The sequence below is a fragment of the Catenuloplanes japonicus genome, from assembly GCF_000717135.1.
GTDB lineage: Bacteria > Actinomycetota > Actinomycetes > Mycobacteriales > Micromonosporaceae > Catenuloplanes > Catenuloplanes japonicus.
Genome location: NZ_JNXY01000031.1, coordinates 1 through 25,936, shown reverse-complemented (window position 1 = coordinate 25,936; position 25,936 = coordinate 1). Strand labels below are relative to the sequence as shown.

Here is a 25,936-nt window from a genome sequence, read left to right as displayed (position 1 = left end):
ATAAGAGGAGATACGAGGAGCTGATAACGATGGCAGAATACGACATCAACCGCAGCACTCGCAGCGGCCGTTTCGTCAAGGAAACCACCGCCGAGCGCTCCCCCGACACCACCGTCACCGAGCACGTCGGCGGCGACTCCGACGACGCCCGCGACGAGCGCGAGGTCAACCGCAGCGCCAGCACCGGCCGTTTCGTCCGCGAGACGACGACCGAGCTGCACCCCGCCACCACCGAGACCCAGCGGATCTAGCTCCGCTCGGAGCAGGGCGCGACCCGAATCTCGGGTCGCGCCCTTTTCGCCGCCCATTTCCCGACGGGCAGGAATTTCTCATACGTTGTCAGGGCACTTCGAAACTGGTCCGCTAGCAGCGCCGACAGGGCGCGTTACGCTGCACGGTTGTCACAACGGCGATTCAGGCCGCAAGCGACCGCTCTGGACCGACGGTCTCCACAATGCCCTCGAGAGCGGCAAACCGCCGGCAGACCGAGAGCCTCCCGGAGGTCGGCCGGCAATCAATCTGTCAAGGCTTGTTTGGCACTATCCTCGCGTTCGCCGTTTGAGGTGATACTGACCAACCGTGCCTTGCTGTCTTTGCGGGTGGGGAAACCGCTCAAATGCAAATGCCTCCCAGCCCTTCCTACCAAGGTCATCGAGGAACTCAAGGTCGCATGGCTCGTGGCGGAAGGTCGGCGTGAGGGTCTCGCTCCCTTGAGCCGTCTCCAGCGTCACGCCGAAGAGCCGCCCCTCGGGATCGGCAAGCTGCATAAGACGTGCGTACTCCCAGGTTGTGGTTTCCGACATATTTCTCCAAGGGTGTGCTGTTCCTGAAAGTTAAATCCCCGCAGGGAACGAACCAGCAACACGGTAAGTTACGACGCTGTGCCGGTTACGTATTTGAAATCGCAGGCAAGCAGAGCCCAGGCGTGGGGCGGAGACGACCGCGATATCAATGTGTTTCGGCCGCTGGAAGAGCGGAGGTAGGGCGGGAGCGAATTGCGACAGGAAAGCGTGCTTGCCTGACATCCAAGCTCAGGCGACCACCACCTCCACGTGCCGCAACCCGCCGGACTCTGCGATGTGCCGGAACCAGGAGGCACACTCCGGCGCCGAGTCGATCAGGCGGGCGGCCTCCTCTGCCTCGGCGCGGCTGTGCCAGAGGATCACGTCCAGCCAGGCACCGTCGTCCTCGCGGGTCAGGTACGCGGCGAGGCAGGCGGGGAAGCGGCGGTGCAGCGCCTCCACCATCGCCGGGCGCTCCGTGAGCAGTTGCGCCTCCGCGCCCTCGTGCACCGTGAATCTGGCCATCTCGATCGTCGTCATGAACGGTCAAGACAGCGGCCAGCCGGGTTGTGTCCTTGCGGCCACGGATCCGGCAGGGAGGAGCGCCAGCGACGACCGGTGCCCGCGGGAGCATGCGGAACTCGGCCCGCCGGAAGCGGGAAAATGAATTTCTGCCTTTGAATTCAGGCCGGGCGGTCGTCGATCAGGCGGTAGCCGATGCCGCGGACCGTCTGCAGCGAGGCCCGGCCGAAGGCGGCGTCGACCTTGCGGCGAAGTGCGCTGATCCGGGCCTCGACCAGGTTCGGGTCCTCGACGACGTCGGGCCACACGTGGTGCAGGATCTCCGATTTGGTGCGGGGGACGCCGGGCTGGCGGGCCAGCAGTTCCAGGATGCCGAATTCGCGCGGGGTGAGCGCCACGGCGGTCCCGGCCCGGTGGCAGGTGCGGGCGACGGAGTCGATCGCCAGGTCGCCGACGGTCAGCACGCGGCCGAGCGTGGCGGGGCCGCGGCGGAGGAGGGCGCGCAGCCGGGCCACCAGCACGGGGTACGAGAACGGCTTCGCCAGGTAGTCGTCCGCGCCGGTGTCCAGCGACTCGATCTGGTCGTAGTCGCCGTCCTTGGCGGTCAGGATCAGGATCGGCGTGGTGTTGCCCTCGCGCCGGAGCGTGGCGCACACCTGGAAACCGTTGAGCCGCGGGAGCATCAGGTCCAGCACGATCGCGGCGTACTCGTCGAATCGGGCTTGCTCCAGGCCCTGCCGACCGTCGTGGGCCACGTCGACGGAGTAACCCTCCGCGGTCAGCCCGCGACGGAGGATGTCGGCCAGCTCCCGTTCGTCCTCGACCACCAGGATGCGCACCCGCCGATCCTGACAGGAGCATCAGGAAGCTTCAGCGTCGGGTCAGCGTGCCCGGCGCATGTTGCGGGTCATGACCATCACGCAACAGGCGCCGTCCACGCTCCGGCAGCGGACGCTGCCCACGGAATGGGGCCTCGCGTTCGTGCTCTTCGCGCTCTACACCGTCACCGCGGTCCGGGCGCACCAGCAACTGCAGACGACCGGGTACGACCTGGGCATCTTCCACCAGGTCGTCCGCTCGTACGCCGAGGGCCGGATGGGTATCACCGACATCAAGGGGCCGGACTATCCGCAGCTCGGCGACCACTTCTCGCCGATCCTGATGCTCCTCGCCCCGGTCTACCGGGTCTTCCCGAGCGTCTACACGCTGCTGGTGGCGCAGGCCGCGCTGATGGCGGTCGCGGTGGTGCCGCTGGCCGGCTGGGCGCGCCGGGCGCTGGGCACGGGCGCCGCGCTCGCGGTGGGCACCGGGTACGGCCTGTCGTGGGGCATCGCGCAGGCGATCGGCTTCGACTTCCACGAGATCGCGTTCGCGGTGCCGATGCTGGCGATGAGCCTGTCCGCGCTCGGCCGGCGGCGACTGACCGCGGCGGCGCTGTGGGCGTTGCCGCTGCTGCTGGTGAAGGAGGACATGGGGCTGACGGTCGCCGCGATCGGCCTGCTGATCGCCGGCTACGGCGGGCGGCGTCTCGGGCTGGGGGTCGCGGCGGCCGGGTTGCTGGGCATGGCGCTCATCGTGACGGTGCTGCTGCCGGCCCTGAATCCGGACGACGCCTACGCGTACACCGGGATGATCGTGGACGGGCAGACCGATCCGGTCACGCCGGGACGGTATGTGAAGGACACGCTGCTGGCGCCCGCCAAGGTCGGCACGGTGCTCATGCTGGTGGCGATCACCGGGTTCGCCGCAGTCCGCTCGCCGCTGATCCTGGTGGCCGTCCCCACGCTGGCCTGGCGTTTCGCCTCGGACAATCCGTACTACTGGGGGACCGGCTTCCACTACAGCGCGGTGCTGATGCCGGTGGTCTTCGCCGCGCTGGTCGACGCGCTCAGGCCCGCCGGCCGGCTGATACGCGTCGAGCTGACCGCGGTGGTCGTGGTGGCCGTGCTGCTGCTGCCCCAGTTCCCGCTCTTCGAGCCGTTCCGGGGATACACCTGGCGCGCGGATCCCCGGGTTGCCGCGGCGCACCGTCTTCTCGACCGCATTCCCGACGGTACGACCGTGGCCGCGTCGAACAACCTGGCACCCCAGCTGACCGGCCGGACCACGGTCTTCCTCTTCGCCGGTCTGCCGGCGAACCGCCCGTATCCGGACTGGATCGCCGTCGACCTGACGGGCGGCAGCGGCTTCCCGCTCTCGGTCGGGGATCGCGGTGTGCGTGTGGCGGAGGCCGAGCGGGCCGGCTATCGGGTCGTACACCGGGAGGCGGGTTTTCTGCTCCTGAAAAGATCATGACGGGAGCGTGAGCCGGAGGTGCGCGCCCGGACCGGGCCCGTCGACGACGCGGACGTCGCCACCCATCCGGCCCGCGAGCTGACGCGTGATGGCGAGGCCCAGTCCGCTGCCGCCGTGCTCCCGGCCGCGGGCCTCGTCCAGCCGGGTGAAACGCGCGAAGACGCGCTCCCGGTCCTCCGGCGCGATGCCCGGCCCGTCGTCGGCGACCAGCACCCGCACGGTCTCGCCGTCGCCGGTCACGGTGACGGTCACCGCGGACGTGGCGTGCCGGACCGCGTTCTCGATCAGGTTGCGCAGCGCGCGTTCCAGGTCAGCCCGGACCACCCGCGCGGTCACGCCCGCGTCGTCGTGCACCGGCACGCCCGGCCCGGCGACGGCGCGGGCGAGATCGCCGACCACGACGGTCTCCGCCTCCGCGCCCGGCCGGAGGCCCGCATCGATCCGTGCCATGAGCAGCAGATCCTCGGTCAGCCGCTGCAGCCGCCGCCCCTGGGCGAGCGCGGTGCCGGCGGTGTCCTGCCAGTCCGCGGTGCCGGGATGGACCAGCGCCACCTCCAGGCCCGCGATCAGGACCGTCAGCGGGCTGCGCAGCTCGTGGGCCGCGTCCGCGATCAGGCGGCGCTGCATCTCGCCGGCGTGCTCGAGCCGGGCCAGCGTCTCGTTGATGGTGACCGCGAGCGCGGCGATCTCGTCCCCGGTGTCCGGAACCGTCACCCGCTCCTTCGGGCTCTCCGCGGACACGGAGGCGGTACGCGCGCGGATCGCCTCGACCGGCCGCAGCGCGCGCCGGGTCGCGTACCAGGCGACCATCGACACCAGCAGCACGGCGATCGGTACGGCGGGCAGCAGGATCCGGTCGACGGCCGCCACCGCTCCCTCGGCGTCCAGCGGCGTGGCGAACACGTAGATCGCGAAGGTACGTTGCGGGGTCGACTTCGACCGCCACCCGAGGATGTTCACGTCGACGCGCACCGTGCGCATCCGGCGTCCGGAGAGCGGGCTGCCCGGCACCTCGCCGAGCGTGACCGTCGGCCCGTCCCGCATCGCGTCGGACGACATGTCCGCGTGGAGGAGCTGCGGTGTCGGAAGCGACAGGCCGGCCGACCGGAACGGCTCCAGGTCGCCGGTCGTCTCGACCAGCTGGCCCTCGGCCGAGACGACCGCGTAGGTGACGCCGGGGAAGAACGCCGGAGGCGGGAGCGGTGACTGCACCGGCCCGAACAGGAGCACCTCCTCCAGCGCGGGATCGAGCCTGTTCCAGGACCCGTCGACCAGGACCCGCATCGTGTCGGCCTGCATGCGTGCGCTCTTCCAGGCCGCGTCGAGCCGCTGCTCCCGCACCTCGTGCCGCATCCAGACGGCGCCGCAGACCATCATCACCGCTGCCGCGGCCGCCGCGGCGACAGCGGATCGTGCCCGTACCGATCGAAGCCTCACGCGGCACATCATGCGCCACCGCCGCAGAAAGCGGCCCCCGCCCGATCGTTCCGGGCGGGGGCCGTCACGCAGACTCAGAGCGCGCTGAGCTCCTTGAACTTGTCCCAGCTGAGGTTCCAGGCCGTCCAGCCGTCGCCGTTGACCAGCGGCACGCCGGTGCCCTTGACCACGACCGGGTCGCCGAGCTTGGTCTGCTCGAAGAGCCACTTGCCGGCGTCCTGGGAGACGTTGACGCAGCCGTGCGAGACGTTCTCCCGGCCCTGGGAGGCGTCGGACCAGGGTGCGGCGTGGATGAACTGGCCGCCCCAGGTGAGGCGCTGCGCGTACTCCACGTCGACGCGGTAGGCGTCGTCGTCGCTGAACTGGCCGTACGTGTCGAAGACCGTCTTGCGGAGCTTCTCCATGACCAGCATCGTGCCGCTGACCGAGGGGTACTTCGGCTGGCCGAGGCTGACCCGGAAGTCCTTGACCTTCTGGCCGTCCTTGATGACGGTCATGTGCTTGGTCTTGTTGTCAACCTCCATGATCAGCTGCGAGCCGATCGTGACGTTGACGTCGTAGTCCGTCTTGCCCCACCAGCCGTTGCCCATCTTGACCCCGGCGTGGTCGACCCGGTACGTGATCTTCGTGCCGGCCTTCCAGTACTCCTTCGGCCGGTACTGGATCTCGTCGTCGGACGTCCAGCCCCAGGTGCCCTCCTGCGGCGGGTCGGAGACGACGCTCAGGTGCCGCTCGACCTCGGCCCGGTAGTTGTCCGGGATGGCCTGGCTGAAGGAGATCATGATCGGCATGCCGACGCCCACGACCGCGCCCTCGCCCATGAAGCTCACGGTGCGGACCTGGTTCTTCGGCGTCTTCATCGTGGTGAAGGTGCCGGTGGTCGTGCCGGTCTTGCCGGCCGCGTCGGTGCCGGTGAACACCGCCGTGTACGCGGTGTCGTAGGCGAGTTTCTTGTTGGGAAGCCACGTCTTGCCGTCCTGGGACAGCTCGCCGGGTATGTCCTCACCCTTCGCATTCGTCACCTTGACCGTCGCGGAGACCGCGTTGACCAGGTCGAACGATATGTCCTGGGTGATCGGGACGTCCTTGGCACCCTCGGCCGGGCTCTTGAGCGCGGCGCCGATCGGCACCGGGCTCTCCGAGACCGGCGGCGCGCTGGGCGTGCCGCCCGCACCGTTGTCCTGCCAGGCGGGCGAATCGTCCCCGCCGCTGCAGGCGCTGCCGAAGCCTATGACCCCGGCCATGATGAGCGCGCCGAACGCGCGCCGGCGTATGCGTGAGCCGGGCACACCCCAATGTGCCCGGCCTGATCCGGAAGCGTGCATTGTCCCCTAACCCCAGGTCTCGATCCCGAAGCCGCTTGTGCCTGTTACACGTGGTACAGCGGGTTCCGGTTGCACCTCGACGCAAGAGGAGACGTGGAGACGGCCGGGCCCCTTCGGGCGGCGGGGATGCAGGCTTGCACCACGCGCCAGGTCCGTAACGGTACCCGGACCTGGCGAGATCACACACGGCCAAAAGGACGAACCGATTGTCGTAACGCCTTCTTAACCCGTTACTCGTAGTGATCCCTACTGGCTACTGCCTCAGGGAGTGTTCGACGGCGCCGGTGTGACGCTCTTCAGATTGTCCGGAATCGGCAGAGCGGAGCCCTTGATGAACTCGTCCCAGCTGACGTTCCACGCGGTCCAGCCGTCGCCGACGGCCACCTTGTCCTCGGTGCCGGTCACGGTCACCGGGTCGCCGATCAGCGTCTTCCCGAACAGCCACTGGCCGCCCTCCTGGGAGACGTTCACACAGCCGTGTGACACGTTCTCCCTGCCCTGCTGGGCGTTGGACCAGGGTGCCGCGTGGATGAACTGACCGCTCCAGGTGAGCCGCTGCGCGAACTCCACGTCCACCCGGTAGCCCTCGACCGGGCCGAACTGCTCACGGGTGTCGAAGACGGTCTGCTCCTTCTTCTCCATCACCACCATCACGCCGCTGGCGGACGGCATCGCCTTCCGGCCCAGGCTCACCGGGAACGTCCGGATCAGCGTGCCGTCCTCGAACACCTTCATCTGCTTGTCCGAGTTGTCGACCTTCATCTCGAGCTTGCGCCCGATCTCCGCGGTCGCGGTCCGGTCCGTGTTCCCGTAGGTGCCCGGCGCGGTCTCCAGGCCGCCGATCCCTATCCGCACGGTCAGCTTCGTGCCCGGCTGCCAGAACTCCGGCGCCCGGTAGTAGGCCTGGCTGCCGCCCTTGACCCACGACCACACGCCCGGCTGCGGCGGATCCGTCTGCACGAACAGCCGCTTCTCCACCGCCGCCCGGTAATTTTCCGGCACGCCCGGGATGAACTCGACCACGACCGGCATCGCCACGCCGTACGTGTGGTCGTCGAACAGGTACAGCCCCGTGCCGGTCTCGTTGCCGGGCCGGCCCATCGTCGTGAAGCTCGTCGCCCGCGTGATCGCCTCACCCGACGGGCTCTTCGCGGTCACGGTCGCGGAGTAGCTCGCGCCGAACGCCAGCGTCTTCGCCGGCACCCACGAGCTGCCGTCCGCCCGCATCGCGCCCGCGACCTCCTTGCCGGCGCTGTCCACCACCTTCACGGTGTCGACCGTGCCGCCGGCCACCTTCGTGCCGATCTCCACGCTCGCCGGCTGGTTCTTCGCCTTGTCCGCCGGCGTGATCGCCAGTTCCAGCGGCACCGCGGGCGAGGTCTCCACCGGCGGTGGCGTCGTCACCTCGGCCGACGGCAGCGAGGCCTCCGCCCGGTCGTCGCCGTCGCCACCGCACGCCGCCAGCCCCAGCGGCACCATGATCGCCAGCGCCGCCACCACGGCGGTACGCCGAGAGATCCACCCCATCCGACCCAGCCTTCTACGCATGTATGCCCCGCCGTGATGTGTCTCGGCCCGGTTCATCCGTTGACCAGCCGAGATACCGCACCATCCTGCCTGACCATGGCAAGCCCCGCACGGCCGGTCACGTTGCGTCGGACACACCTGCCGCCGGCGCCGGTAACCGATTGGAAGTGCGGCGGAGGGCCGTGCTAATGTTTCTCCGTTGCCGACGAGCGCCGCTAGCTCAACTGGCAGAGCAGCGGACTCTTAATCCGCGGGTTGTAGGTTCAAGTCCTACGCGGCGCACTCCTCATTCACCGGGTCGACCTGGCGTCGACCCGGTGATTTGTGTTTCCTATGCCTGCGGCATAACCCCAAAAGCCAATTCATATACCCGCTTCCAGCGTGGTTGCGGTCCGCATGCTCCCGCGGGCACCGGTCGTCGCTGGCGCTCCTCCCTGCACGATCCGTGGCCGCAAGGACAAGCGGATTGTCGCCACGATAGGACAGCCCGTCACCGATCACACTCATTCCACGCCCTCCCCAAACGGATTGGAACCCCTGCCCCGCCTCGTGCTAGTGTCCTCTCCGTTGCCGAGCAAGCGCCGCTAGCTCAACTGGCAGAGCAGCGGACTCTTAATCCGCGGGTTGTAGGTTCAAGTCCTACGCGGCGCACTTCCAAAAATCCCGGTCGGATCCCCTGATCCGACCGGGATTTCTTTTATGACATCTCATCTGGCCAGGATCGTCCGAGCGTCCTATGCGCGCGATCCGGTTTTCGCGCCATGAATCCAGCCATGGGCACCGAGTGCTGCGCCGACGCTGGCCACTGCACCGCCGGAACTCGACAGGCTCATGAATTCATGCGTGACGCGACTCATTCATGCCTCGTCCGGGTTAACGCCTTCCGTGATGCTTGCCTACCTGGGGCATTATGGGGTCGTTACCGACGGTGGCGGTGGCCTGGGAGGGGTGTCGTGAGCCTGGAGAAGGTGTTGGATGCCCCGCTACTGAAGAACACTCGCACCCTTGTCGGCACCATTACCGCGTCAATGTTTCTGGTGTCGCTGCTCGTCGGCCTCGTTGCGACCAGTGGCGTTCGCGCGTGGTCCCCGAGGGTATACATCGGCATCCTCTCCACGTTGTGCCTGACCTTGATCGTCGCAGGTCTGCTCGGGTGGCGATTCGTCGTCCGCCGCTACGACCCCGCCTTCTATCGGATCATCCTGCTCGAAGGTTGCATGGATGTGGAGCCGTCGGGCACCTATCGAAAGTACCGATACCGCAGGCGCCAGCAGATCGAGGCGACCCGGGACAACCTGCGGCTGGTGGAGTTCCGCGAGCATTGGACCGGCGCAGGCTCCCCCGGTGGACCGAAAATCGAACTGATCAGGCCCGGCGGCGGGAAACTCCTCGACGGTGGCCACCCGGAAGAGGACGGACGCGTGCACCGATGGGTTTATCCAGGGCGTTCGCTGGGCCGAGGCGAACCCCTCGACGTCGAGGTGCTGCAGACACATTCCGACAACGTGACCCCACAGCGTCCCTACTTCTGCCAAGGCGGCGGCCGCTACCAGACCGATGAGGTCAGGGTCGAGGTGCGGTTCCCCGTGGATTACGAACCGACGGAGATATCGGGTGCGGTGTGGAACACTGCCGGCCGGGTGATGAGGCGGCAGCAGAAAATAGGCAAAATCGAATTCGAACGAACCCGGGACAACGCGGGGGGCGTCATCTACACAGTCGTACAGAAGAACCCCAGGCTTCACCACTCGTACGGCCTCATGCGGGAATGGCCAAACAGCAGAAAGCCAATCCCTGCCAAACAACGTTGATGAAAGTCGCACAGTCAGCGGTTTCCCGCCGCCTCTGCGTCCCTGTTAGCGGAACGCAGAGGCGGTCGGACAACTAGTCGCCCCCCATGCTGGTCACCCCCGCACGCAGACAGTTCGAGCTATCTTCATCGTGCTCGAAGACGTTCGGCGCCGCGTCGATATGGAGTAATTTGCATTCGTTCCCATTCGGTGTCCGGCAGCACCATTATTGCGGCCACATCATCCAGGGGCCCGACCGGGGGGCATCTAATGACGATCAAATCTCGTAACCGAATGTGGATCGTCATAGACGGTTACGGGTGCTGGCAAGTGTGGCCCGCCAGTGTTCCGTGGCTGCGGCCATGTCGTGGCGGACGTGTTGGAAGAAGAGGCTGTCGGTGTGCAATGCGGTCGCCGACCGGGGTGGACGGGCCGTAGAGTGCGGCGGGCGCGCCAGTCCGTCGCCTGCTGGGCATGGCGCGGCTTGTACCGGCGCGCGCCACCTCGCGGCTGACCGTAGAGCCGGACCACAGGCCCTCGGCGATGCGCAGGCGGTCCGCGGCGTAAGTCGTGTTCCGGGCATCCGGGCCACCGTCCTTGATGCATCTACCGGCAGGGTCATTGCACGATTTGTCTCGGGCGCGAGCTGCGGCAACGCGTTTTGCCTGTTGAGGCCGGTCGCGGTCCGATCATGTGTTCCGCCCCCGCGCGGTCGAGGAATTGCTGCGCCACCTGAGCATCGTCCCGTTCACGGTGCGGACCGTGCTGGAGGGCCTGGAGCTGGACGGCACACTGATCCGCACCGGCGAGTCCGTGGCCGTCTCCATCCCGGCCGCGAACCGCGACCCGTCACGCTTCGCGGACCCGGACGTGCTGGACCTGGCCCGTTCGGCGCGACCGGCCACGTGACGTTCGGGCACGGCATCCACCGGTGCCTCGGCCAGCAGTTGGCCTGGGAGGAGCTGCGAGTGACGCTGCCGGCGCTGTTCGCGCGCTCTTCCGGGCTGTGGGTGGCCGGGGAGGCGACGTTCCCGGCGGGCGCGCTCATGTCCGGGCCGAGCCGCCTGCCGGTGGAATGGTAAGAAATGGGTTGAGGCCCGTCCGCGAACGGACCGGCCTCAACCCGAAAGGGTGATCTACAGGAGTTGGCGGCAGGACCACATCCCCACCCAACGGTCCCGCTTCTTTCCGGTTTCCCAAGCTCAGCGTGGTTCGGACTCCTTCTCTGGCCGCAACCGACCGAGCCTCCCAGAGCCGCGTCGCCTCCACCTCGTCAAACTCACGAACGCTGCACTCAGCCCGTCGCTGCTGCTGCGAAGTTAATCAGGACGGCCGAGCCAACGCTCAGCATCGAACAGATTGCCTTCTTCGCACCGTTCATGTTGCCCTCCTTCGGTGAATCGAACTCGTCAATGAGGTCCGAAAGGATGCAGGAGAGACAGAACGCACCAAACATCAGAAGCAGAAACAGAACCCAAGCCAACGGGCTCAATGCAACGGTCGCGGCCACTCCTACCAGCTCATCACGAGATCGCTGGTCGAGTCAGATCCGGCCGCACGAGAGTAACATTTCCGCCTTCCCCGAGCATGCAATATCGACAACCATGAAGGCTTACCGAGCGGCACCGCCCCAAGGCCCGGCTTTGCTTTTCCCATACGCGTCAGCCACCCGAGACGCTTCCAAATCAAGAAAGATGTCGAACCTATCGCCGCAATCCCCGCTCCGAGGATTGGGACACGATTCAGGTAGACCGACCCGGCTGATCCGATGCTCAGCGCCACGATCGTGGCGCCCCCGACATCGGCCCGACCACGCTCCGAGCGGCTCCGCTCCCAAATCCGGACGTCCAACAGTCAGGGGCCCTCACCGCTTTCGCGGTGAGGGCCCCTGATCTGGGCTAACCAAAGGGTGATCGACGGGACTTGAACCCGCGACCCCCGGGACCACAACCCGGTGCTCTACCAGCTGAGCTACGACCACCATGCCGCTCACCCGAACCATCGGCCCGTATCGCGTGCTGACCAATGATAGCCACACGCCCCGGGCGGACGTCGAGCGGGTTACCTCAAAGCTGGGCGGCGATGGCCTTGGCGGTCTCGACGTCGGGGCCGGGCGGCGGGACGAAGATGGTGCGGCGGTAGTACTCCAGCTCGCGGATGCTCTCCTTGATGTCGGAGAGGGCGCGGTGGGAGAGGCCCTTGGCGGGCTGGCCGAAGTACGTCCGCGGGAACCAGCGCCGGGACAGCTCCTTGATCGAGGAGACGTCGATCATGCGGTAGTGCAGGTGGGAGTCGAGGCGGTGCATGTCGCGGGCGAGGAAGCCGCGGTCGGTCGCGATCGAGTTGCCGCACAGCGGGGCGGAGCGCGGGTCCGGCACGAACTGCGTGATGTAGTCCATGATCAGGTCCTCGGCCTCGGCCATGGTGACCTTCGAGGCGCGGACCTCCTCGGTCAGGCCCGACTTGGCGTGCATGTCGCGAACCACGTCCGGCATGTTGGCCAGCACGTCGTCGTCGGCGTGGATCACCACGTCGACGCCCTCGCCCAGCACCTGAAGGTTGGGGTCGGTCACCAGCGCCGCCACCTCGATCAGGGCATCCTTGCCCAGATCGAGCCCGGTCATCTCGCAGTCCACCCACACCAGAAGATCAGCCACGCCGACAGCCTACGCGCTGCTCTCACCTACCGGCGCTGCGTGAGGGAAGGATTCCGTCTCCCCGCCCGGCGATCACGTTATAGCAGATCATCGCCTAGATGGACAGATCTGGTCGGATCACACCTAAAAGCCTAAACTCGACCATAAGGCGGCAAGGTTCACCGTTCCCCCCGGTGAAGCGGCCCTCCACCCCCGTGGAGGGCCGCTCGACGTGCGGCTCTCACTCCGCAGCAGGTTCCGCCTTCCGCCGCCGTCCCACGCGCGGCGCCGGCGGTGCCGGGTCGACGGGCGCGGTTTCTTCGGCGATCAAGGCGGGTGTGGTGGACGCCGCCGCCGACGCGCGGCGCGGCTGGCGCTTGACCGGGGCGGACGCCGCCTGGTCGCCGACCGGCACCGATCCCGCCCGCGCGGCCTCCGCGGGCGTCTCGCCATCGGCCACCGGCACCGCGCTCGCGGCGCTTCGCGCGGCAGAGGAGCGTTTTGCGGGGGTACGGGGTGTCTGCGCCCGCGCCCGCCGCGTAACCACCGGGCTCTCGCCGTCGGCCGCCTCCGTGCGCGCCTGCGGCACCTCGACGGTGCGCGCTTCCTCCGTGTCCGCGGCATTTACGGACGCGCCGACGACAGCCTCGGGCGCGTGCACTTCCTCGGCGGTCACGTGCCCTTTCAGCGCGTCGGCCGCGGCCGCGGAGGCGGTTGGCATGGCCTCCGGCACGTCGACCGGTCCGGAGGCGGCGGGCTCCAGGCCGGAACCGCCGGTGGCGTCGGCGGGGATCGGCGGTGGCGTGGCCAGGGCCGGATCGCGGGTCAGCGGCGGCCAGGTGAGCTGCGGGGTCACCGGCGGACGCGGGCGGGTCCGCCGCTTCGGCCGTGTGGCGGAACCGGCCGGAAGCGCCTCCACGACATCCTGAGCCGGAACAGCGGCATCGGCGGTGACCGTCGCGCTCGTCGCCTCCGCGAGCGTCGCCGGCCGCGAGGTCACCGCATCGCGATCGCGGCTGATCGAGGCATCACCGCTCACCGCGCGTTCGCCGGCTGTTTCGGCATCGCCGCTCACCGCGTCATCACCGGTCGTCGCGGAACTGCCCGCCGTCGCGGCGCCGTGGGCCGCGAGCAGCGTCGCTGTCCGGCCGCCGCGGACGGGGCGGCCCGCGGCCGTCGTGATGAGCATGCCGTCGGCGCCGCTACGGATGATCGAGGCGCGGGAGCCGAGCCGGGCCTCGACGTCCGGGAAGTGGGACGGGGCGACCAGGTAGACGAGCTCGCGCGGACGCGAAGGCCAGGCCAGCACCGCCATACCGAGAATGATCAGGAGGAGGCCGCCGCCGAGGCCGCCCCAGGTCGCGGCCGTCAGCCAGTCGGGGCGGAGTTCGGCCGTCACCGTGACCGGACCTGCGGCCCGCCCGGACTCGCTCATGATGACCAGCGCCAGGTCGCGGTCGCGGACCTCGTCCGCGGTCCAGGTGAGCCCGCCCTCGCCGGACCGTTCCCAGAACTCCTGCCGGCCCGGGTTGGCGACCGGATCGCGCGTGGTCCCGCCGCCGACCGTGCTCACCCGTACCGGCAGAGGTCCGTTGGTGAGCGCAAGGTGCTCGAATCTGGTGTGCCGTGCGGTCCGGAGGTAGTCGGTGGCCGCGGCCGCGGGCGCCAGCCCGATGAAGGCGGGGCCGTCGCCGGTCGTGGCCGTGATCCGGAGTTCGGTGCGGCCGGTGCGGGCGAACGCGGCGTCGCGCCGGAGCAGCCCGTCGAGGTCCTCGACGATCAGAGCCTGCCCTGGTACGTCGAGCTTCTCCAGATCGGCCCGGAATGCGCCGCCGGCGTCGCGGTGCTGCGCGACCGTCCACAGCCCGCCGGCCGCGAGCAGGATCGGCAGCCCGGCCGTGAGCAGCAACATTCCGACGATCATGCGAACAAAACGCATCGACGCTCCCTCTCGGCCCGTTATCGCCCCCTACAGGGGGAAACGTCCGAATCGGCGACATCGACACGGCCATCCGGCCGGTGAAACGTGCCCGAACAGACCGGCGGCCCGGTCCCGCAACGAGGAGACCGGGCCGCCGGGAGCGGATCACTTGTCCGAGGCGGGCTCCGAGGCCGGGGCGGCGGCAGCGGCCGGGGCGCCGGAAGCAGCGGGAACAGCGGAGGCCGGGCGCGCCCCGCCACGCGTGTACGCCAGCCCGCCCAGCACCAGCCCGATCAGGCCCGCGACCAGGCCCGCGATCGCGATCCCCAGCGCCGGCCCGGAGTCGCCCTCCGACGCCGGCGCCGCCTCCGACGACGTCTCCTCCGCGCCCTCGTCCGTGGCCGCCCCGGCCGCGGTCAGCGTGAGCACCGGCGCCGGGCTCTCCGGCTCCTCGCCGCCCGCGACCGGCTCGTCGATCCAGCGCACGACCTCGCCGTCCGAGTACGTCTGGAGCGCCTTGAACACCAGCTGGTCCGTCTCCGGCAGCGGCCCGAGGGACACGCCGAACTCCTGGAACGTGCCGGGCTTGATCTCCGAGCCGGCCGCGGCGGTCCAGGTGACCTTCTTGACGACCTCGGTGATCTGCGTGCCGTGCGCGGTGACCGGCACGGCCGGCGCGCCCTTCTCGATCGCGACCTCCCAGCCGGGCACGGGCTGGGTGGAGACGGAGCCGATCGGCGAGGTCTCCGGCAGGAAGACCTCGATCTTCGTGGTGGACGCGGTGTCGCTCTCGTTCGGCACCCGGAAGTCGACCTTGGCGTACCCGCCCTGGACCGCCTCCCTGGGGTTGACCGTGACGTGGGCGGAGGCCGGTCCGGCGAGGGCGAGCACGCCGGCGACGGAGGCGCCGAGGCTGAGCAGGGCCGCGCGAGCGGTACGGGACATCATCGGGAGGAAACCTTTCAGGAGGTGACGTTCACCGTGACGGTGACGGTGGCTTGGTCGATCTCGGAGGTGCGGAGCGTGAACTTGAACTCCCAGTCGCCTGCCGCGGGCATCTGGAAGTCGCTGATCGCGTGGTTCGGGGAGAAGCGGAGCATGGGCAGGTCAATCGGCTCGATCCCGGCGGCGGGCAGCGCGGTGGTGGTGGTCCACTCCTCGACCGCGAGCGGGTTCGTGGTGCCGGGCTGGTACGCGTACAGGTGCATCGAGTTGTTGCCGGTCTTCGCCGGGTCCAGCTCGACCTGCAGCGTGTAGAGCGGACTGTCGACCAGCACCGAGTAGTACCCGCCGTCCTCGGTGCTCGCGTTCTCCGCCTCGGTGCGCGCGGGCGTCTGCTGGACGAGCACGGAGCTGAGGCCGAGCACGACCACCGTGATGGCGACCTCGGCCCAGATCGCCACGCGCATCCGGCCCGGCTGCTCGGCCGCGACGTGCTTGCGGACCAGCGACCGGGAGTACGCGGCCACGCCGATCACGGCCCCGAACAGCGCGGTCTTGGCGATGATGAACCGGCCGTAGGTGGTGCCGGTGAGCGCGTCCAGCGTGCCGATCTCGATGAGCGCGTTGACCACGCCGGCCAGCAGCAGCGCGCTGACCGCGAGCGCGGCCCACCGGGACCAGATCGGCAGGATCGCGCCGAGCTCGCGCGCGCTGGCCCGGCGGAGCAGGAAGCCGAGCAGCATGACCAGGCCGCCGATCCAGACCGCCATGCTGATCAGGTGGATCGCGTCGACGACCACGGAGACGGCCGCGACCGGCGAGGCCGAGGGGTGGCCGGTGAGCGGCCAGGTGATCACGGCGGCCGCGCCGAGCGTGCCGAGCACGATCAGGTCGACCGGGCCGTCACCGCTCCGCACGCCGTCCGCGCGCTCCGCGAGGATCGGGCGGAGCATGATGGCGATCGCGACCAGCAGGCCGAGGCGGACCAGCAGCGCGGTGCCGAACGAGCTGGCGATCACGTCGCCGAGCGCGCCGGCGCTGAACAGGCCGCCGCCGGTGGTGTACGGCGCCTGGAGGTAGAGCGCGAGGAGCGTGCTGAGCGCGATCAGGCCGAGGCCGGTGTTCACGACGCGCGCCGGCACGCGGCGCTCGAGCCTGGTCGGCCAGAGGAACAGCAGCACCAGGACCGGGCCGATGACCAGCACGAGTCCGGCGTACCCGATGAATTTCGCGACCGGAATCGCGTTGGAGACGACCGGGTCGGTCTTGTCGCCGGCGTCGGTGAGCGACGGCACCGCGGACGCGGCGCCGACCGAGAACGTGAACGCGCCGCTGACCGGGTGGCTGTCCGCGGAGATCACCCGGTAGCTGACCAGGTACGTGCCGCGCTGGTCGCCGGTGAGCGGGATGAACAGCGAGGAGCCGTCCGCGGTGGGCTCGCCGCCGGCACGCGAGCCGTCCGGCGCGATGATCTGGACCCGTCCGGTGACCGGCCGCACGCCCTCGCTGAACGTGAGCGTGACCTCGGTCGGCGCGGCCTGGACCACGGACTGGGCGGCGGGCGTGGTCCGCTGCAGGACGGCGTGCGCGCTGGCCGGGCTCGCCGGGCCGAGGAGCGCCGTGAGCGCGCCCAGCAGGAGGGCGGCGAGCACGGCCCATCGGCGTCTCTGATCGGCAGTCATGCCCGACATGCTCTCCCACGTATGTGGTGATGATCGCTCGTGGTCGGCGTGGCGTGTCCTACACCTACCATCTCGACCCCGCATATTGGGTCAAATGGGACATCTAGCGGGGGTCGGCACACCATGCCGTGGTAGTCGCGCGGAACGGCCGAAAAGTTCCCGGCGATCACGGGACCTTCGGCCGTGCCCGCCGGGCAGCCCGCCCGCGACGGTAGGCACGGAACCGGGCGACGGTCCGGGCCGACCAAGGAGGGTGGACTTCTCTGTGTGGGATCGAGCCGGACCGTGGGCCGGGCTCGTCGCCCGGCTCGGTCTCGCCGGCGTCTGGCTGTACGCGGGCGGCACCAAGGTGGGCGACCTCGCGGCGTCCGGGCGGGCGGTCAACGCGTACCAGATCATGCCGTTCGGCGTCGCCCAGGTGATCGGCGCGATGCTGCCGCTGGTCGAGATCGTCGTCGGGCTGCTGCTGCTCGCCGGCCTCGCGACCCGGACAGCCGCCGCGTTCTCCGCGCTGCTGCTGGCCGTGTTCATCGTCGGCATCGCCAGCGCGTGGGCGCGCGGCCTGCAGATCGACTGCGGCTGCTTCGGCAGCGGCGGGCAGCTCGCCTCCGGCGAGAGCCCGACCTACGGCTGGGAGATCGCCCGGGACATCGGGTTCCTGATCCTGGCCGGCTACCTGCTCCTCCGTCCCGACTCCCGTTTCTCCGCCGACCGCCGTTTCACCGCCGGCCCAGCTCAAAGGTAGATCGCATGAGTTCGCGCAAAGATCAAAAGCAGGCAAATCGGATGGTACGCGAGCAGCTCGCCCGGGAGCAGCGCCGCAAGGCCACGCTCTGGACCTCGGTGATCGCCGCCGCCGCACTGCTGGTGGCCGGCGTGGTCGGCTACGGCATCTTCGCCGCGCAGCGCTCCGGCGACGTCTTCACGCCCACGGCCGCCACCGCGGACGGCAGCGGCTTCGCGGTCGGCACCGGCCCGGTCACGGTCGACGTCTACGAGGACTTCATGTGCCCGGCCTGCGGCGAGTTCGAGAGCACGGCCGGCGCCACCATCGCGCAGCTGGTCACGGACAAGAAGGTCACCGTGGTCTACCACCCGATCGCGATCCTGGACCGGTTCTCCCAGGGCACGAACTACTCCACCCGCGCGTCCGGCGCCGCCGCCTGTGCCGCGGACGGCGGAAAGTTCGCCGAATACCACAAGGTGCTCTTCGCGAACCGGCCCGAGGAGAACACGCCCGGCCTCGACGACACCAAGCTGATCTCGCTCGGCACCGAACTGGGTTTGGGGGATCCCTTCACGCAGTGCGTGCAGGACGGAAAATACAAGACGTGGAGCGCACAGATCACGGACAAGTCGAGCGAGCGCGGGGTGACCGGCACGCCGACCGTCTACGTCGCCGGAACCGCGCTCAAGGACCGATCGCCGGCCGGGCTGACCACCGCGGTCGAGTCCGCCGTCAAGTAGCCCGCGTCGCGGCCGCGGTCGTGGCCGGCTTGCTCCTCACGCCGGTCCCGGCCGCGCCCGCGCTCGCACACGGCGGCGAGGCCCCCGCGGGCACGAACTACCGCGCGCGGATCACCGGCACGTCGCCGGCCACGCCCGGCGTCCGCGTCCGGGTGATCGAGGCGGGCTCACGCCTGGAGCTGACCAGCACGTCCGCGCGCGAGATCGAGGTGCTCGGCTACGAGAACGAGCCCTACCTGCGCATCACCCCGGACGGCGTCTGGGAGAACGTCAACTCGGCCGCGACGTACCTCAACACGAGCATCAGCACGTCCACCACCATCCCGCCCACGGCCGGACCGACCGTGCCGCCGACGTGGCGCAAGATCTCCGACTCGCCGACGGTCCGCTGGCACGATCACCGCACCTACTGGATGAGCGACGCCCCTCCCCCGGCCGTGACCGCCGACCCCACACAGCCTCAGCGGGTACGGGACTGGGCCGTCGTCCTCCGCGACGGCGTCACCCCGATCACGGTCAGCGGCACGCTCGACTGGGCGCCGCCGCCCTACGCCGGGACCTGGTGGGCCGCCGTGGTCCTGACCGGCGCGCTCGTCGCGCTGCTCGGCCTGATCCGCGCGCGCTGGACCGGCCCGGCCCTGGCCCTGCTCTCCGCGGCCGGCGGTCTGGCCGCGCTCGCCTACACGCTCGGCCGCGAACTGGACGCCGGCAACGACACGCTCGGCACCGCCCTCCCGGCGCTGCTCTCCACCCAGCTCTGGCCCGCGCTCACCGGCCTCGGCGGGCTCGCCGCGGCCGCGTTCGCACTGGCCAGACGCCCTTCGGCAGACTTCGCACTGGCGCTGGCCGGCGTCTGCATCGGCGTGTTCGTCGGCCTGGCCAACGCGGGCGCGCTGGTCAACTCCGTCGTGCCCGCGCCCTGGCCACCGGTGGTCGCCCGCGTGCTGGACGTGCTGGCGCTCGGTCTGGGCTTCGGACTGATGGCCGCGGCCGTGCTCCGGATGCGCGCCGCCGCGATGGCGGCCACGCCGGCCGGCCCGGCTCCCGCGCCCACGTCCGGGAATGCGCCCACGTCGGGGAATGCGCCCGCGTCCGGCGATGCGCCCGCGCCGGTGCCCGCGCGTGCCCATCGCTCCCCGCTGACGCTCAAGGCCGCGCTCGAGAATCCGGACGACGACTGACGCCCCCACCGGTGATCATGTCGTTCTGACAGCATCGGGGACGCCCAGATCACCACGGGGACATCCACGCGCTCGCGAACGGACCGTGCGGCGTGCGCCCGGCGCTGACGACCTCGCGCGGCAACGCCGCCGGACGACCGCACGGGGCCGGGTTCTTGCCACCGCGAAACCGGCAGGGAGGAGCGCCAGCGACGACCGGTGCCCGCGGGAGCAACGCTGCCGGACCACGCCGGAAGCGGGAAAATGCAAGTCTGCTCTTGGATCTTGATCTTTGCTTGTGAGGTCTAGATCGCCGGGACCGAGAAGCCGTAGGGAAGCTCCAACCGGTGCGTGGCCAGCAGGTCCTGGTCGGCGAGGAGCGTGCGGGCGGGGGCGTCGGCGACGATGCGGCCGTCGTCGAGGATGACCGCGCGGTCGCAGAGCTCGAGCGCGTAGGGCAGGTCGTGCGTGACCATCAGCACCGTGACCGGCAGGCCGCGCAGGATGTCCGCCAGCTCGCGCCGCGACGCCGGATCGAGGTTGGAGCTGGGCTCGTCGAGCACCAGGATCTCCGGCCGCATGGCCAGCACGGTCGCCACGGCCACCCGCCGCCGCTGGCCGAAGCTGAGGTGCGACGGGATCCGCTCGCGGTGCTCGCGCATGCCGACCGCGTCCAGCGCCTCGTTCACCCGGGTTTCCAGCTCCGCGCCGCGCAGCCCGAGGTTCGCCGGGCCGAACGCCACGTCCTCCGCCACGGTCGGCAGGAACAGCTGGTCGTCCGGGTCCTGGAAGACGATGCCGACGCGGCGGCGGATCTCGGTGAGCGTGCCGCGGTCCTTGGTCACGGTCAGACCGGCGACGGTCACGGTGCCCTCGCCGCCGGTGAGAATCCCGTTCAGGTGCAGGACCAGCGTGGTCTTGCCCGCGCCGTTCGGCCCGAGCAGCGCGACCCGCTCGCCGCGGCCGACGGTCAGGGAGACGCCGTCGAGCGCGCGGTGGCCGTCCGGATAGGCGAAGCGGACGTCGCGGACGTCCAGGCTCGAGGCTTCGGTCATGTGACGATCGTGGCGGTGACCGCGATCGCGGCCGTCACCAGGGGTACGGTCGCGGCCGTCGCCCACTGCGCGACCCCGGCGCCCGGACTCTGCGGGAACAGCGTGCCGGTGTAGCCGCGCGACAGCATCGCCAGGTAGACGCGCTCGCCGCGCTCGAACGCGCGCAGGAAGAGCGCGCCGACGCCGGTCGCGAAGCCGCGCACCTGCCAGAGGAACCGCGGGTCGTCGCCGCGGGCCAGGCGCGCGATGTGCATGCGGCGGGCCTCGCCGGTCAGCACGTCCAGGTAGCGGAGCATGAACGTGGCGATCTGGGTGAGCACGTGCGGGCAGCGCAGCCGGTCCAGGCCGACGATGATGTCCCGGGTGGTGGTGGTCGCGGCCAGGATCAGCGAGACCAGCACGCCGAGCGTGCCCTTGACCAGCAGGTTGAACCCGCCGTAGAGCCCCTCCACGGACAGGTGCAGGCCCAGCCACTCGATCCGCTCGCCCGCGCCGACGAACGGCATCAGCAGCGCCAGCAGCACGAACGGCGTCTCCACCAGGCTGCGCTTGACCAGCCACGGGCCCGGGATCCGCGCGGTCGCGGCCAGCGCGACGACCAGCAGCGCGTAGACGCCGAACGCCCAGAACGCCTCGCGCGGCGTCGCCACCATCGCGACCGTGATCGCGACCGTGGCCGCGATCTTCACCTCGGGCGCCAGGCGGTGAATCGGCGTGGCGCCCTCCCGGTACAGCATCAGGAGCGCTTCCGGCTTCGCAGCAGCCAGAACGCGCCGCCGGAGACCGCGAAGACCAGCAGCACGCCCGCGATGCCGGACAGGCCGGTCGACAGGTAGGCGTTGTCGATGCCGCGAATCCCGTAGTCCGCCAGCGGGCTGTCCGCCAGCTCGTGATCCTTCGCGCCCTGCGCGATGCAGGTGCCGCCGGTGATCTCGCCGTCCGCGTCCGTGGTGCAGCCCTTGGTCGACGCGGAGTCGAGCCCGTCCGGCGAGCTCGACGCGAAACTGCTCACCACGCCGGCCAGCAGCAGCGCCGCCAGGAGCCCGGCCAGGATGAACTTCCTCATGCCGCGACTCCCGTCTTGAGACCACGCAGGGCATAGACCAGGTCCGGGCGGACCCGGGCGACCGTCGCCACGGTCGCGGCGCTGATCAGCCCCTCACCGACGCCGATCAGCAGGTGCGTGCCGGCCATCGTCGCCGCCACGCCGGCCAGGCCGCCACCGGTCAGCTCCGTCGAGCCGCCCAGCGCGTACTGCAGCACGAAGCTCTGCGACGCCACCACCACGCTCACCACGGCCGCCACGAAAACCGAGATCGACAGGCCCGCGGGGGTACGCGGAAGCACGCGCAGCAGCACGACCGTGACCCCGAACGCGACCGCGGTCGAGACCAGGCCCATGTTCGTGATGTTCGGCCCCAGCGCGGTGATCCCACCGTCCGCGAAGAACAGCGCCTGCGCCGTGATCACGATCGTCACGCACAGCGCGCCGACCCACGGCCCGACCAGGATCGCCGCGAGCGCGCCACCGAGCAGGTGACCGCTGACGCCCGGCAGCACCGGGAAGTTGAGCATCTGCACCGCGAAGATGAACGCGGCGACCAGCCCCGCCATCGGGACCAGGCGGTCCTCCAGGTCACGGCGGCCGTTGACGACGCAGACCCCGATCGCGACGGCGGCGAGGACGGCGTAGGCGATGGAGACGGGCCCGTTGAGGACACCGTTCGATATGTGCAGGGCCTCAGGAATCATGAGCGCCGCTTCCTTCTCTCAGGTCGCGCTCAGACTATTGGGTCATGCACCTTGTTGCCAAGAACTTGCAATTGAGCCGCCCTGTGTCCCCGGTAACCTGACGCACATGACCGACGCCATCCGTCTCGCCGCCGGCGACACCGCACCTTCGTTCACCCTCCCGACCGACACCGGGGAGCAGCTGTCCCTGTCGGACCTGCGCGGACGCAAGGTCATCCTCTACGTCTACCCCAGCGCGATGACCCCCGGCTGCACCAAGCAGGCCTGCGACTTCCGCGACTCGCTCGCCTCCCTGACCGCCGCCGGCTACCAGGTCGTCGGCATCTCCCCCGACACCCCCGCCAAGCTGGCAAAGTTCCGCGAGCACGACGCCCTCACGTTCCCGCTGGTGTCGGACCCGGAGAAGTCGGTGCTGACCGCGTACGGCGCCTACGGCGAGAAGAAGCTCTACGGCAAGACCGTCGTCGGCGTCATCCGCTCCACCTTCGTCATCGACGAGGAGGGCCGCGTGTCGCACGCCTTCTACAACGTCAAGGCCACCGGCCACGTCGCCAAGCTCCGCAAGGACCTGGGGCTGGACTGAGCCGTGAAATACACCGAGGACGTGCTGCGGGAGGCGGTCCGCGACGCCCGCAGCATGGCCGACGTGCTCCGGCACCTCGGCCTCACGCTCAACGGCGGCGCCCACGCCCACCTGCGGCGCCGCATCGACGCGCTCGGCATAGACACGTCGCACTTCCTCGGGCGGGCGCACGGTCGCGGCCACGTCTCGCGACGCCGGAGGACTGCCGAGGAGATCCTCGTGGTGCGCGCCTCGGACGTCCGGCGCGCGCACCCGGACATGCTGCGCCGTGCGCTGGCCGAATCCGGGGTGGCGTACCGGTGCACGGCCTGCAACGTCGGCGACGAGTGGCAGGGGCGTCCGCTCACGCTGCACGTCGATCACATCAACGGCGACTTCGCGGACTGCCGCCGGGAGAACCTCCGCTTCCTCTGCCCGAACTGTCACAGCCAGACCGGCACGTATGCCGGCCGCAACCGCCGGATCTTCGCGCCCGTCGTGCCGTCGCCGCCAGGCACGACCAGGTTCCTGCTGGCGGACACGTCCGAGGTCACGGCCGTGCTGGCCCGCGTGGACAGCGGAGATCTCACCGTCTCCGCGGCCGCCCGGCTGATCGGCTGCCATCGCAACCACGTGTACCGGCTCCGGCGCAGGCTGCGGGACGAGGGCACGATGGCGCCCGCGCCACGCCGCCGTCCCCGATCGGAGGAGAACGCCGATCAGGTGATCACGTTCGCGCTCGCCCACCCCTCCGTCGGGCCGAAGTCGATCGCCCGCGAGCTGCGGTCGAGCGGCTTCCCGATCGCCCACGGCACTGTCTCCACCATCCTGAAACGGGCCGGCCTCGCCACCTGTGCGGAGCGCGAGCGGGCCGCTGCGGACACCGGGGATCCCGTTCGTGCGATGAGCCCGTAGAATCGCAGGCGCCAGCGGGAGTGGCGGAATCGGCAGACGCGCGGGTTTTAGGTACCCGTGCCTTCGGGCGTAGGGGTTCAAGTCCCCTCTTCCGCACCATCTTTCTTCGCGTCGTGGTTGTCCGGCGGGGCATCCGCATCAGGTCTCCGCCGACGACGAGCCCTCACAGATCCGCATCATGTCAAAGAGTCGTCGGTGGCTCCGACCGGTGGGCGGCGGCATCATCCGAGGTGCCGACCGCCGGGAGGGGACGACGTGAAGTTTCTGCTGATCATGCATATGAATCCGCGGGTCTGGGATGCGCTGACGGATGAGGAGCGCAGCGCGGTGATGGAGGGGCACGGGCCGTTCCTGGACGGGATCAAGGAGTCGGGGGAGCTGCTGGGGACGGTGGCGCTGGCCGGGCCGGAGGTCAGCGCGGTCGTGCGGGTGCAGGACGGGGCGCTGTCGGTGAGTGACGGGCCCTATCTGGAGTCCAAGGAGTTCCTCGGCGGGTACTACCTGGTGGACGTCGTGAACCGGGAGCGGGCCCACGAGCTGGCCGCGATGATTCCGGACGCGAGGGTGGACGGGCTCGGGGTCGAGGTGCGGCCGGTGGTGTTCGCGGCGTGAGTGACGGGGTCGAGGGCCTGCTGCGGGAGCTGTCGCCGCAGGTTCTCGCCGCCCTTGTCCGGAAATTTCGTGACTTTCCGGTGTGTGAGGACGCGCTACAGGAGGCGCTGCTGGCGGCGGCGGTGCAGTGGCCGGTGGACGGGGTGCCGGAGCGTCCGCGCGGCTGGCTGGTCACGGTGGCGTCGCGCCGGGCGGTGGACCAGATCCGCAGCGAGCGGGCGCGCCGCGACCGGGAGGCCGCCGATGATCACGAGGACACCTCGGTACCCGGCCCCGGCGAGGACCGGCCCGGCGATCGCGACGACACGCTGGAGCTGCTGTTCCTCTGCTGCCATCCCGCGCTGACGCCGGTGTCACAGGTGGCGCTGACGCTGCGGGCGGTGGGCGGGCTGACCACGGCGGAGGTGGCCGGCGCGTTCCTGGTACCGGAGGCCACGATGGGGGTACGGATCAGCCGCGCGAAACAGCGGATCCGCGCGGCCGGCATCGTGGCGGGCACGCCGTTCGCGGACCGGCTCGGGGCGGTGCTGCACGTGCTCTACCTGATCTTCAACGAGGGCTACACCGCGAGCTCCGGCCCGCACCTGCAGCGCCCCGACCTGGCCACGGAGGCGATCCGGCTGACCCGGACGATCCACCGCACGCTGCCGGACGACGGCGAGGTGGCCGGCCTGCTGGCATTGATGCTGCTCACGGACGCGCGCCGACCGGCCCGGACGGACGCGAACGGCGGCCTGATCCCGCTGGCCGAGCAGGACCGGTCGCTCTGGGACCACGCCCGGATCCACGAGGGCACCGACCTGGTCACGAACGCGATGCGCCACGCCCCGCTCGGCCCCTACCAGCTCCAGGCCGCGATCGCATCGCTGCACGTGGAGGCGCCCACGGACTGGCCGCAGATCCGCTTCCTCTACCGCGTGCTCTGCCGCATCGCGCCGTCCCCGATGGCCTCGCTCAACCACGCGATCGCGGTCGCGATGACGGACGGCCCCGCCGCCGGCCTGACGATGCTGTCCGCGCTCGCCGCCGACCCCCGTCTGTCCACCCACCACCGCCTCGCCTCGGCCCGCGCCCACCTGCACGAACTCGCCGGCGACCCCGTCTCGGCCCGCCACGGCTACCTGCGCGCCGCCACCCTCACCACCAGCCTCCCGGAACGCCACTACCTCCGCGCCCGCGCCGCCCGCCTGACCGCCTGATCAGAACCGATCAAATTCAAGGTCAAATTCATGTTCCCGCTTCCGGCGTGGTGAGGCAGCGTTGCTCCCGCGGGCACCGGTCGTCGCTGGCGCTCCTCCCTGCCGGTGCCGCCGTGGTCCGGAAAACCCGCCCGACCGCTGAATCCAGAGATGCCTGGCGCGGAGCGCCCGGACGTGGCCGATCGCAGCACCCCGCGCGGGTGTGCCGGACCACGGCGGAACCGGCTCCTCGCGTCGTGCGGAGCGCCGGCGGAGCCCGGCGCGAGGTTTGCCCGCGGGAGCAACGCTGCCGGACCACGCCGGAAGCGGGAAATGAATGAGATCTTGATCTGGGTTGTCGCCTCCCGGCCGACGC

At 70.0% G+C, this 25,936-nt stretch carries 26 protein-coding genes and 4 tRNA genes; 15 read left to right on the top strand and 15 right to left on the bottom strand.

What is annotated here, in order from left to right:
- The first annotated feature begins 29 nt into the window (after window positions 1-29).
- Complete coding sequence (locus OP04_RS35905) at window positions 30-251, top strand: hypothetical protein (RefSeq protein ID WP_033344406.1); 222 nt, start codon at window positions 30-32, stop codon at window positions 249-251.
- A gap of 780 nt (window positions 252-1,031) precedes the next feature.
- On the opposite strand, the gene OP04_RS35900 is transcribed toward OP04_RS35905, so the two are convergent.
- Window positions 1,032-1,322: an antibiotic biosynthesis monooxygenase gene (locus tag OP04_RS35900; protein ID WP_033344405.1), complete on the bottom strand. Its 291-nt coding sequence runs from the start codon at window positions 1,320-1,322 to the stop codon at window positions 1,032-1,034.
- A 143-nt stretch (window positions 1,323-1,465) separates the two neighbouring features.
- A complete protein-coding gene (locus tag OP04_RS35895; RefSeq protein ID WP_033344404.1) occupies window positions 1,466-2,143 on the bottom strand; it encodes a response regulator transcription factor in 678 nt (225 codons plus the stop codon).
- A 70-nt stretch (window positions 2,144-2,213) separates the two neighbouring features.
- Between OP04_RS35895 and OP04_RS35890 the strand changes: the two genes are divergently transcribed.
- A complete protein-coding gene (locus OP04_RS35890; RefSeq protein WP_051799608.1) occupies window positions 2,214-3,599 on the top strand; it encodes a DUF2079 domain-containing protein in 1,386 nt (461 codons plus the stop codon).
- Here the strand turns inward: OP04_RS35890 and OP04_RS35885 are convergent.
- From OP04_RS35885 to OP04_RS35875, 3 genes are all read right to left on the bottom strand, one after another.
- Window positions 3,594-5,036: a sensor histidine kinase gene (locus OP04_RS35885; protein ID WP_157240822.1), complete on the bottom strand. Its 1,443-nt coding sequence runs from the start codon at window positions 5,034-5,036 to the stop codon at window positions 3,594-3,596. The two genes, OP04_RS35890 and OP04_RS35885, sit on opposite strands and share 6 nt — an antisense overlap.
- Before the next feature lie 74 nt (window positions 5,037-5,110).
- Window positions 5,111-6,280 carry a L,D-transpeptidase gene (locus OP04_RS35880; RefSeq protein ID WP_051799654.1) on the bottom strand — a complete coding sequence of 390 codons (1,170 nt, stop codon included), beginning with the start codon at window positions 6,278-6,280 and terminating at the stop codon, window positions 5,111-5,113.
- 342 nt (window positions 6,281-6,622) lie between these two features.
- Window positions 6,623-7,888: a L,D-transpeptidase gene (locus tag OP04_RS35875; RefSeq protein ID WP_033344403.1), complete on the bottom strand. Its 1,266-nt coding sequence runs from the start codon at window positions 7,886-7,888 to the stop codon at window positions 6,623-6,625.
- A 209-nt stretch (window positions 7,889-8,097) separates the two neighbouring features.
- On the opposite strand from OP04_RS35875, the gene OP04_RS35870 reads away from it, so the two are divergent.
- The 5 genes from OP04_RS35870 to OP04_RS54970 all read left to right on the top strand — a co-directional run bounded on the left by OP04_RS35870 (window position 8,098) and on the right by OP04_RS54970 (window position 10,760).
- Window positions 8,098-8,170: transfer RNA gene (locus tag OP04_RS35870), tRNA-Lys, on the top strand.
- A gap of 296 nt (window positions 8,171-8,466) precedes the next feature.
- Window positions 8,467-8,539: transfer RNA gene (locus OP04_RS35865), tRNA-Lys, on the top strand.
- A gap of 302 nt (window positions 8,540-8,841) precedes the next feature.
- On the top strand, window positions 8,842-9,699 hold the full coding sequence (locus OP04_RS35860; protein WP_033344402.1) for a hypothetical protein: 858 nt from the start codon (window positions 8,842-8,844) through the stop codon (window positions 9,697-9,699).
- 672 nt (window positions 9,700-10,371) lie between these two features.
- Window positions 10,372-10,587: a cytochrome P450 gene (locus OP04_RS54975; protein WP_033344401.1), complete on the top strand. Its 216-nt coding sequence runs from the start codon at window positions 10,372-10,374 to the stop codon at window positions 10,585-10,587.
- Complete coding sequence (locus OP04_RS54970; protein ID WP_198154102.1) at window positions 10,584-10,760, top strand: hypothetical protein; 177 nt, start codon at window positions 10,584-10,586, stop codon at window positions 10,758-10,760. The genes OP04_RS54975 and OP04_RS54970 overlap by 4 nt, the downstream gene beginning before the upstream one ends.
- A gap of 212 nt (window positions 10,761-10,972) precedes the next feature.
- Here OP04_RS54970 and OP04_RS35850 read toward each other — a convergent pair whose 3' ends face one another.
- The 6 genes from OP04_RS35850 to OP04_RS35825 form a co-directional block, all read right to left on the bottom strand.
- Entirely contained in the window at window positions 10,973-11,188 is a 216-nt protein-coding gene (locus OP04_RS35850) for a hypothetical protein (RefSeq protein WP_033344400.1), read from the bottom strand.
- 398 nt (window positions 11,189-11,586) lie between these two features.
- Window positions 11,587-11,659: transfer RNA gene (locus OP04_RS35845), tRNA-His, on the bottom strand.
- Window positions 11,660-11,744: 85 nt separating this feature from the next.
- The gene (orn, locus tag OP04_RS35840; protein WP_085067042.1) at window positions 11,745-12,335 is read right to left on the bottom strand and encodes an oligoribonuclease; all 591 of its coding nucleotides are present in this window, start codon (window positions 12,333-12,335) and stop codon (window positions 11,745-11,747) included.
- A 220-nt stretch (window positions 12,336-12,555) separates the two neighbouring features.
- A complete protein-coding gene (locus OP04_RS50495; protein ID WP_157240820.1) occupies window positions 12,556-14,253 on the bottom strand; it encodes a hypothetical protein in 1,698 nt (565 codons plus the stop codon).
- Window positions 14,254-14,400: 147 nt separating this feature from the next.
- Entirely contained in the window at window positions 14,401-15,180 is a 780-nt protein-coding gene (locus OP04_RS35830; protein WP_033344557.1) for a YcnI family copper-binding membrane protein, read from the bottom strand.
- Window positions 15,181-15,197: 17 nt separating this feature from the next.
- Window positions 15,198-16,868 (bottom strand): copper resistance CopC/CopD family protein, encoded by a 1,671-nt coding sequence (locus tag OP04_RS35825; protein ID WP_033344399.1) that lies wholly within the window; start codon window positions 16,866-16,868, stop codon window positions 15,198-15,200.
- A gap of 244 nt (window positions 16,869-17,112) precedes the next feature.
- On the opposite strand from OP04_RS35825, the gene OP04_RS35820 reads away from it, so the two are divergent.
- Genes OP04_RS35820 through OP04_RS35810 form a run of 3 tightly spaced genes read left to right on the top strand, consistent with a single transcriptional unit; the run spans window position 17,113 to window position 19,507 of the window.
- The gene (locus OP04_RS35820) at window positions 17,113-17,604 is read left to right on the top strand and encodes a MauE/DoxX family redox-associated membrane protein (protein ID WP_033344398.1); all 492 of its coding nucleotides are present in this window, start codon (window positions 17,113-17,115) and stop codon (window positions 17,602-17,604) included.
- Window positions 17,605-17,645: 41 nt separating this feature from the next.
- Window positions 17,646-18,326 (top strand): DsbA family protein, encoded by a 681-nt coding sequence (locus OP04_RS35815; protein ID WP_232323867.1) that lies wholly within the window; start codon window positions 17,646-17,648, stop codon window positions 18,324-18,326.
- 20 nt (window positions 18,327-18,346) lie between these two features.
- Window positions 18,347-19,507 (top strand): hypothetical protein, encoded by a 1,161-nt coding sequence (locus OP04_RS35810; RefSeq protein WP_063746761.1) that lies wholly within the window; start codon window positions 18,347-18,349, stop codon window positions 19,505-19,507.
- Window positions 19,508-19,791: 284 nt separating this feature from the next.
- Here the strand turns inward: OP04_RS35810 and OP04_RS35805 are convergent, their stop codons facing one another.
- The 4 genes from OP04_RS35805 to OP04_RS35790 are packed head-to-tail and all read right to left on the bottom strand — an operon-like array spanning window position 19,792 to window position 22,293.
- Window positions 19,792-20,541 (bottom strand): energy-coupling factor ABC transporter ATP-binding protein, encoded by a 750-nt coding sequence (locus tag OP04_RS35805; protein ID WP_033344396.1) that lies wholly within the window; start codon window positions 20,539-20,541, stop codon window positions 19,792-19,794.
- Window positions 20,538-21,278 (bottom strand): cobalt ECF transporter T component CbiQ, encoded by a 741-nt coding sequence (gene cbiQ / locus OP04_RS35800; protein ID WP_033344395.1) that lies wholly within the window; start codon window positions 21,276-21,278, stop codon window positions 20,538-20,540. The genes OP04_RS35805 and cbiQ overlap by 4 nt, the downstream gene beginning before the upstream one ends.
- Window positions 21,278-21,607, bottom strand: coding sequence for a PDGLE domain-containing protein (locus OP04_RS35795; protein WP_033344394.1), 330 nt, complete (start codon window positions 21,605-21,607; stop codon window positions 21,278-21,280). The genes cbiQ and OP04_RS35795 overlap by 1 nt, the downstream gene beginning before the upstream one ends.
- Window positions 21,604-22,293, bottom strand: coding sequence for an energy-coupling factor ABC transporter permease (locus OP04_RS35790; RefSeq protein ID WP_033344393.1), 690 nt, complete (start codon window positions 22,291-22,293; stop codon window positions 21,604-21,606). Before OP04_RS35790 ends, OP04_RS35795 begins: the two co-directional genes overlap by 4 nt.
- Window positions 22,294-22,399: 106 nt before the next feature.
- On the opposite strand from OP04_RS35790, the gene bcp reads away from it, so the two are divergent.
- The 5 genes from bcp to OP04_RS35765 all read left to right on the top strand — a co-directional run bounded on the left by bcp (window position 22,400) and on the right by OP04_RS35765 (window position 25,581).
- On the top strand, window positions 22,400-22,876 hold the full coding sequence (gene bcp, locus OP04_RS35785) for a thioredoxin-dependent thiol peroxidase (protein ID WP_033344392.1): 477 nt from the start codon (window positions 22,400-22,402) through the stop codon (window positions 22,874-22,876).
- 3 nt (window positions 22,877-22,879) lie between these two features.
- Window positions 22,880-23,770 (top strand): helix-turn-helix domain-containing protein, encoded by an 891-nt coding sequence (locus OP04_RS51210; protein WP_063746759.1) that lies wholly within the window; start codon window positions 22,880-22,882, stop codon window positions 23,768-23,770.
- 14 nt (window positions 23,771-23,784) lie between these two features.
- Window positions 23,785-23,869, top strand: a tRNA-Leu gene (locus tag OP04_RS35775).
- Window positions 23,870-24,025: 156 nt separating this feature from the next.
- The gene (locus tag OP04_RS35770) at window positions 24,026-24,382 is read left to right on the top strand and encodes a YciI family protein (protein ID WP_033344391.1); all 357 of its coding nucleotides are present in this window, start codon (window positions 24,026-24,028) and stop codon (window positions 24,380-24,382) included.
- Complete coding sequence (locus tag OP04_RS35765; RefSeq protein WP_033344390.1) at window positions 24,379-25,581, top strand: RNA polymerase sigma factor; 1,203 nt, start codon at window positions 24,379-24,381, stop codon at window positions 25,579-25,581. The genes OP04_RS35770 and OP04_RS35765 overlap by 4 nt, the downstream gene beginning before the upstream one ends.
- Window positions 25,582-25,936: the final 355 nt, after the last annotated feature.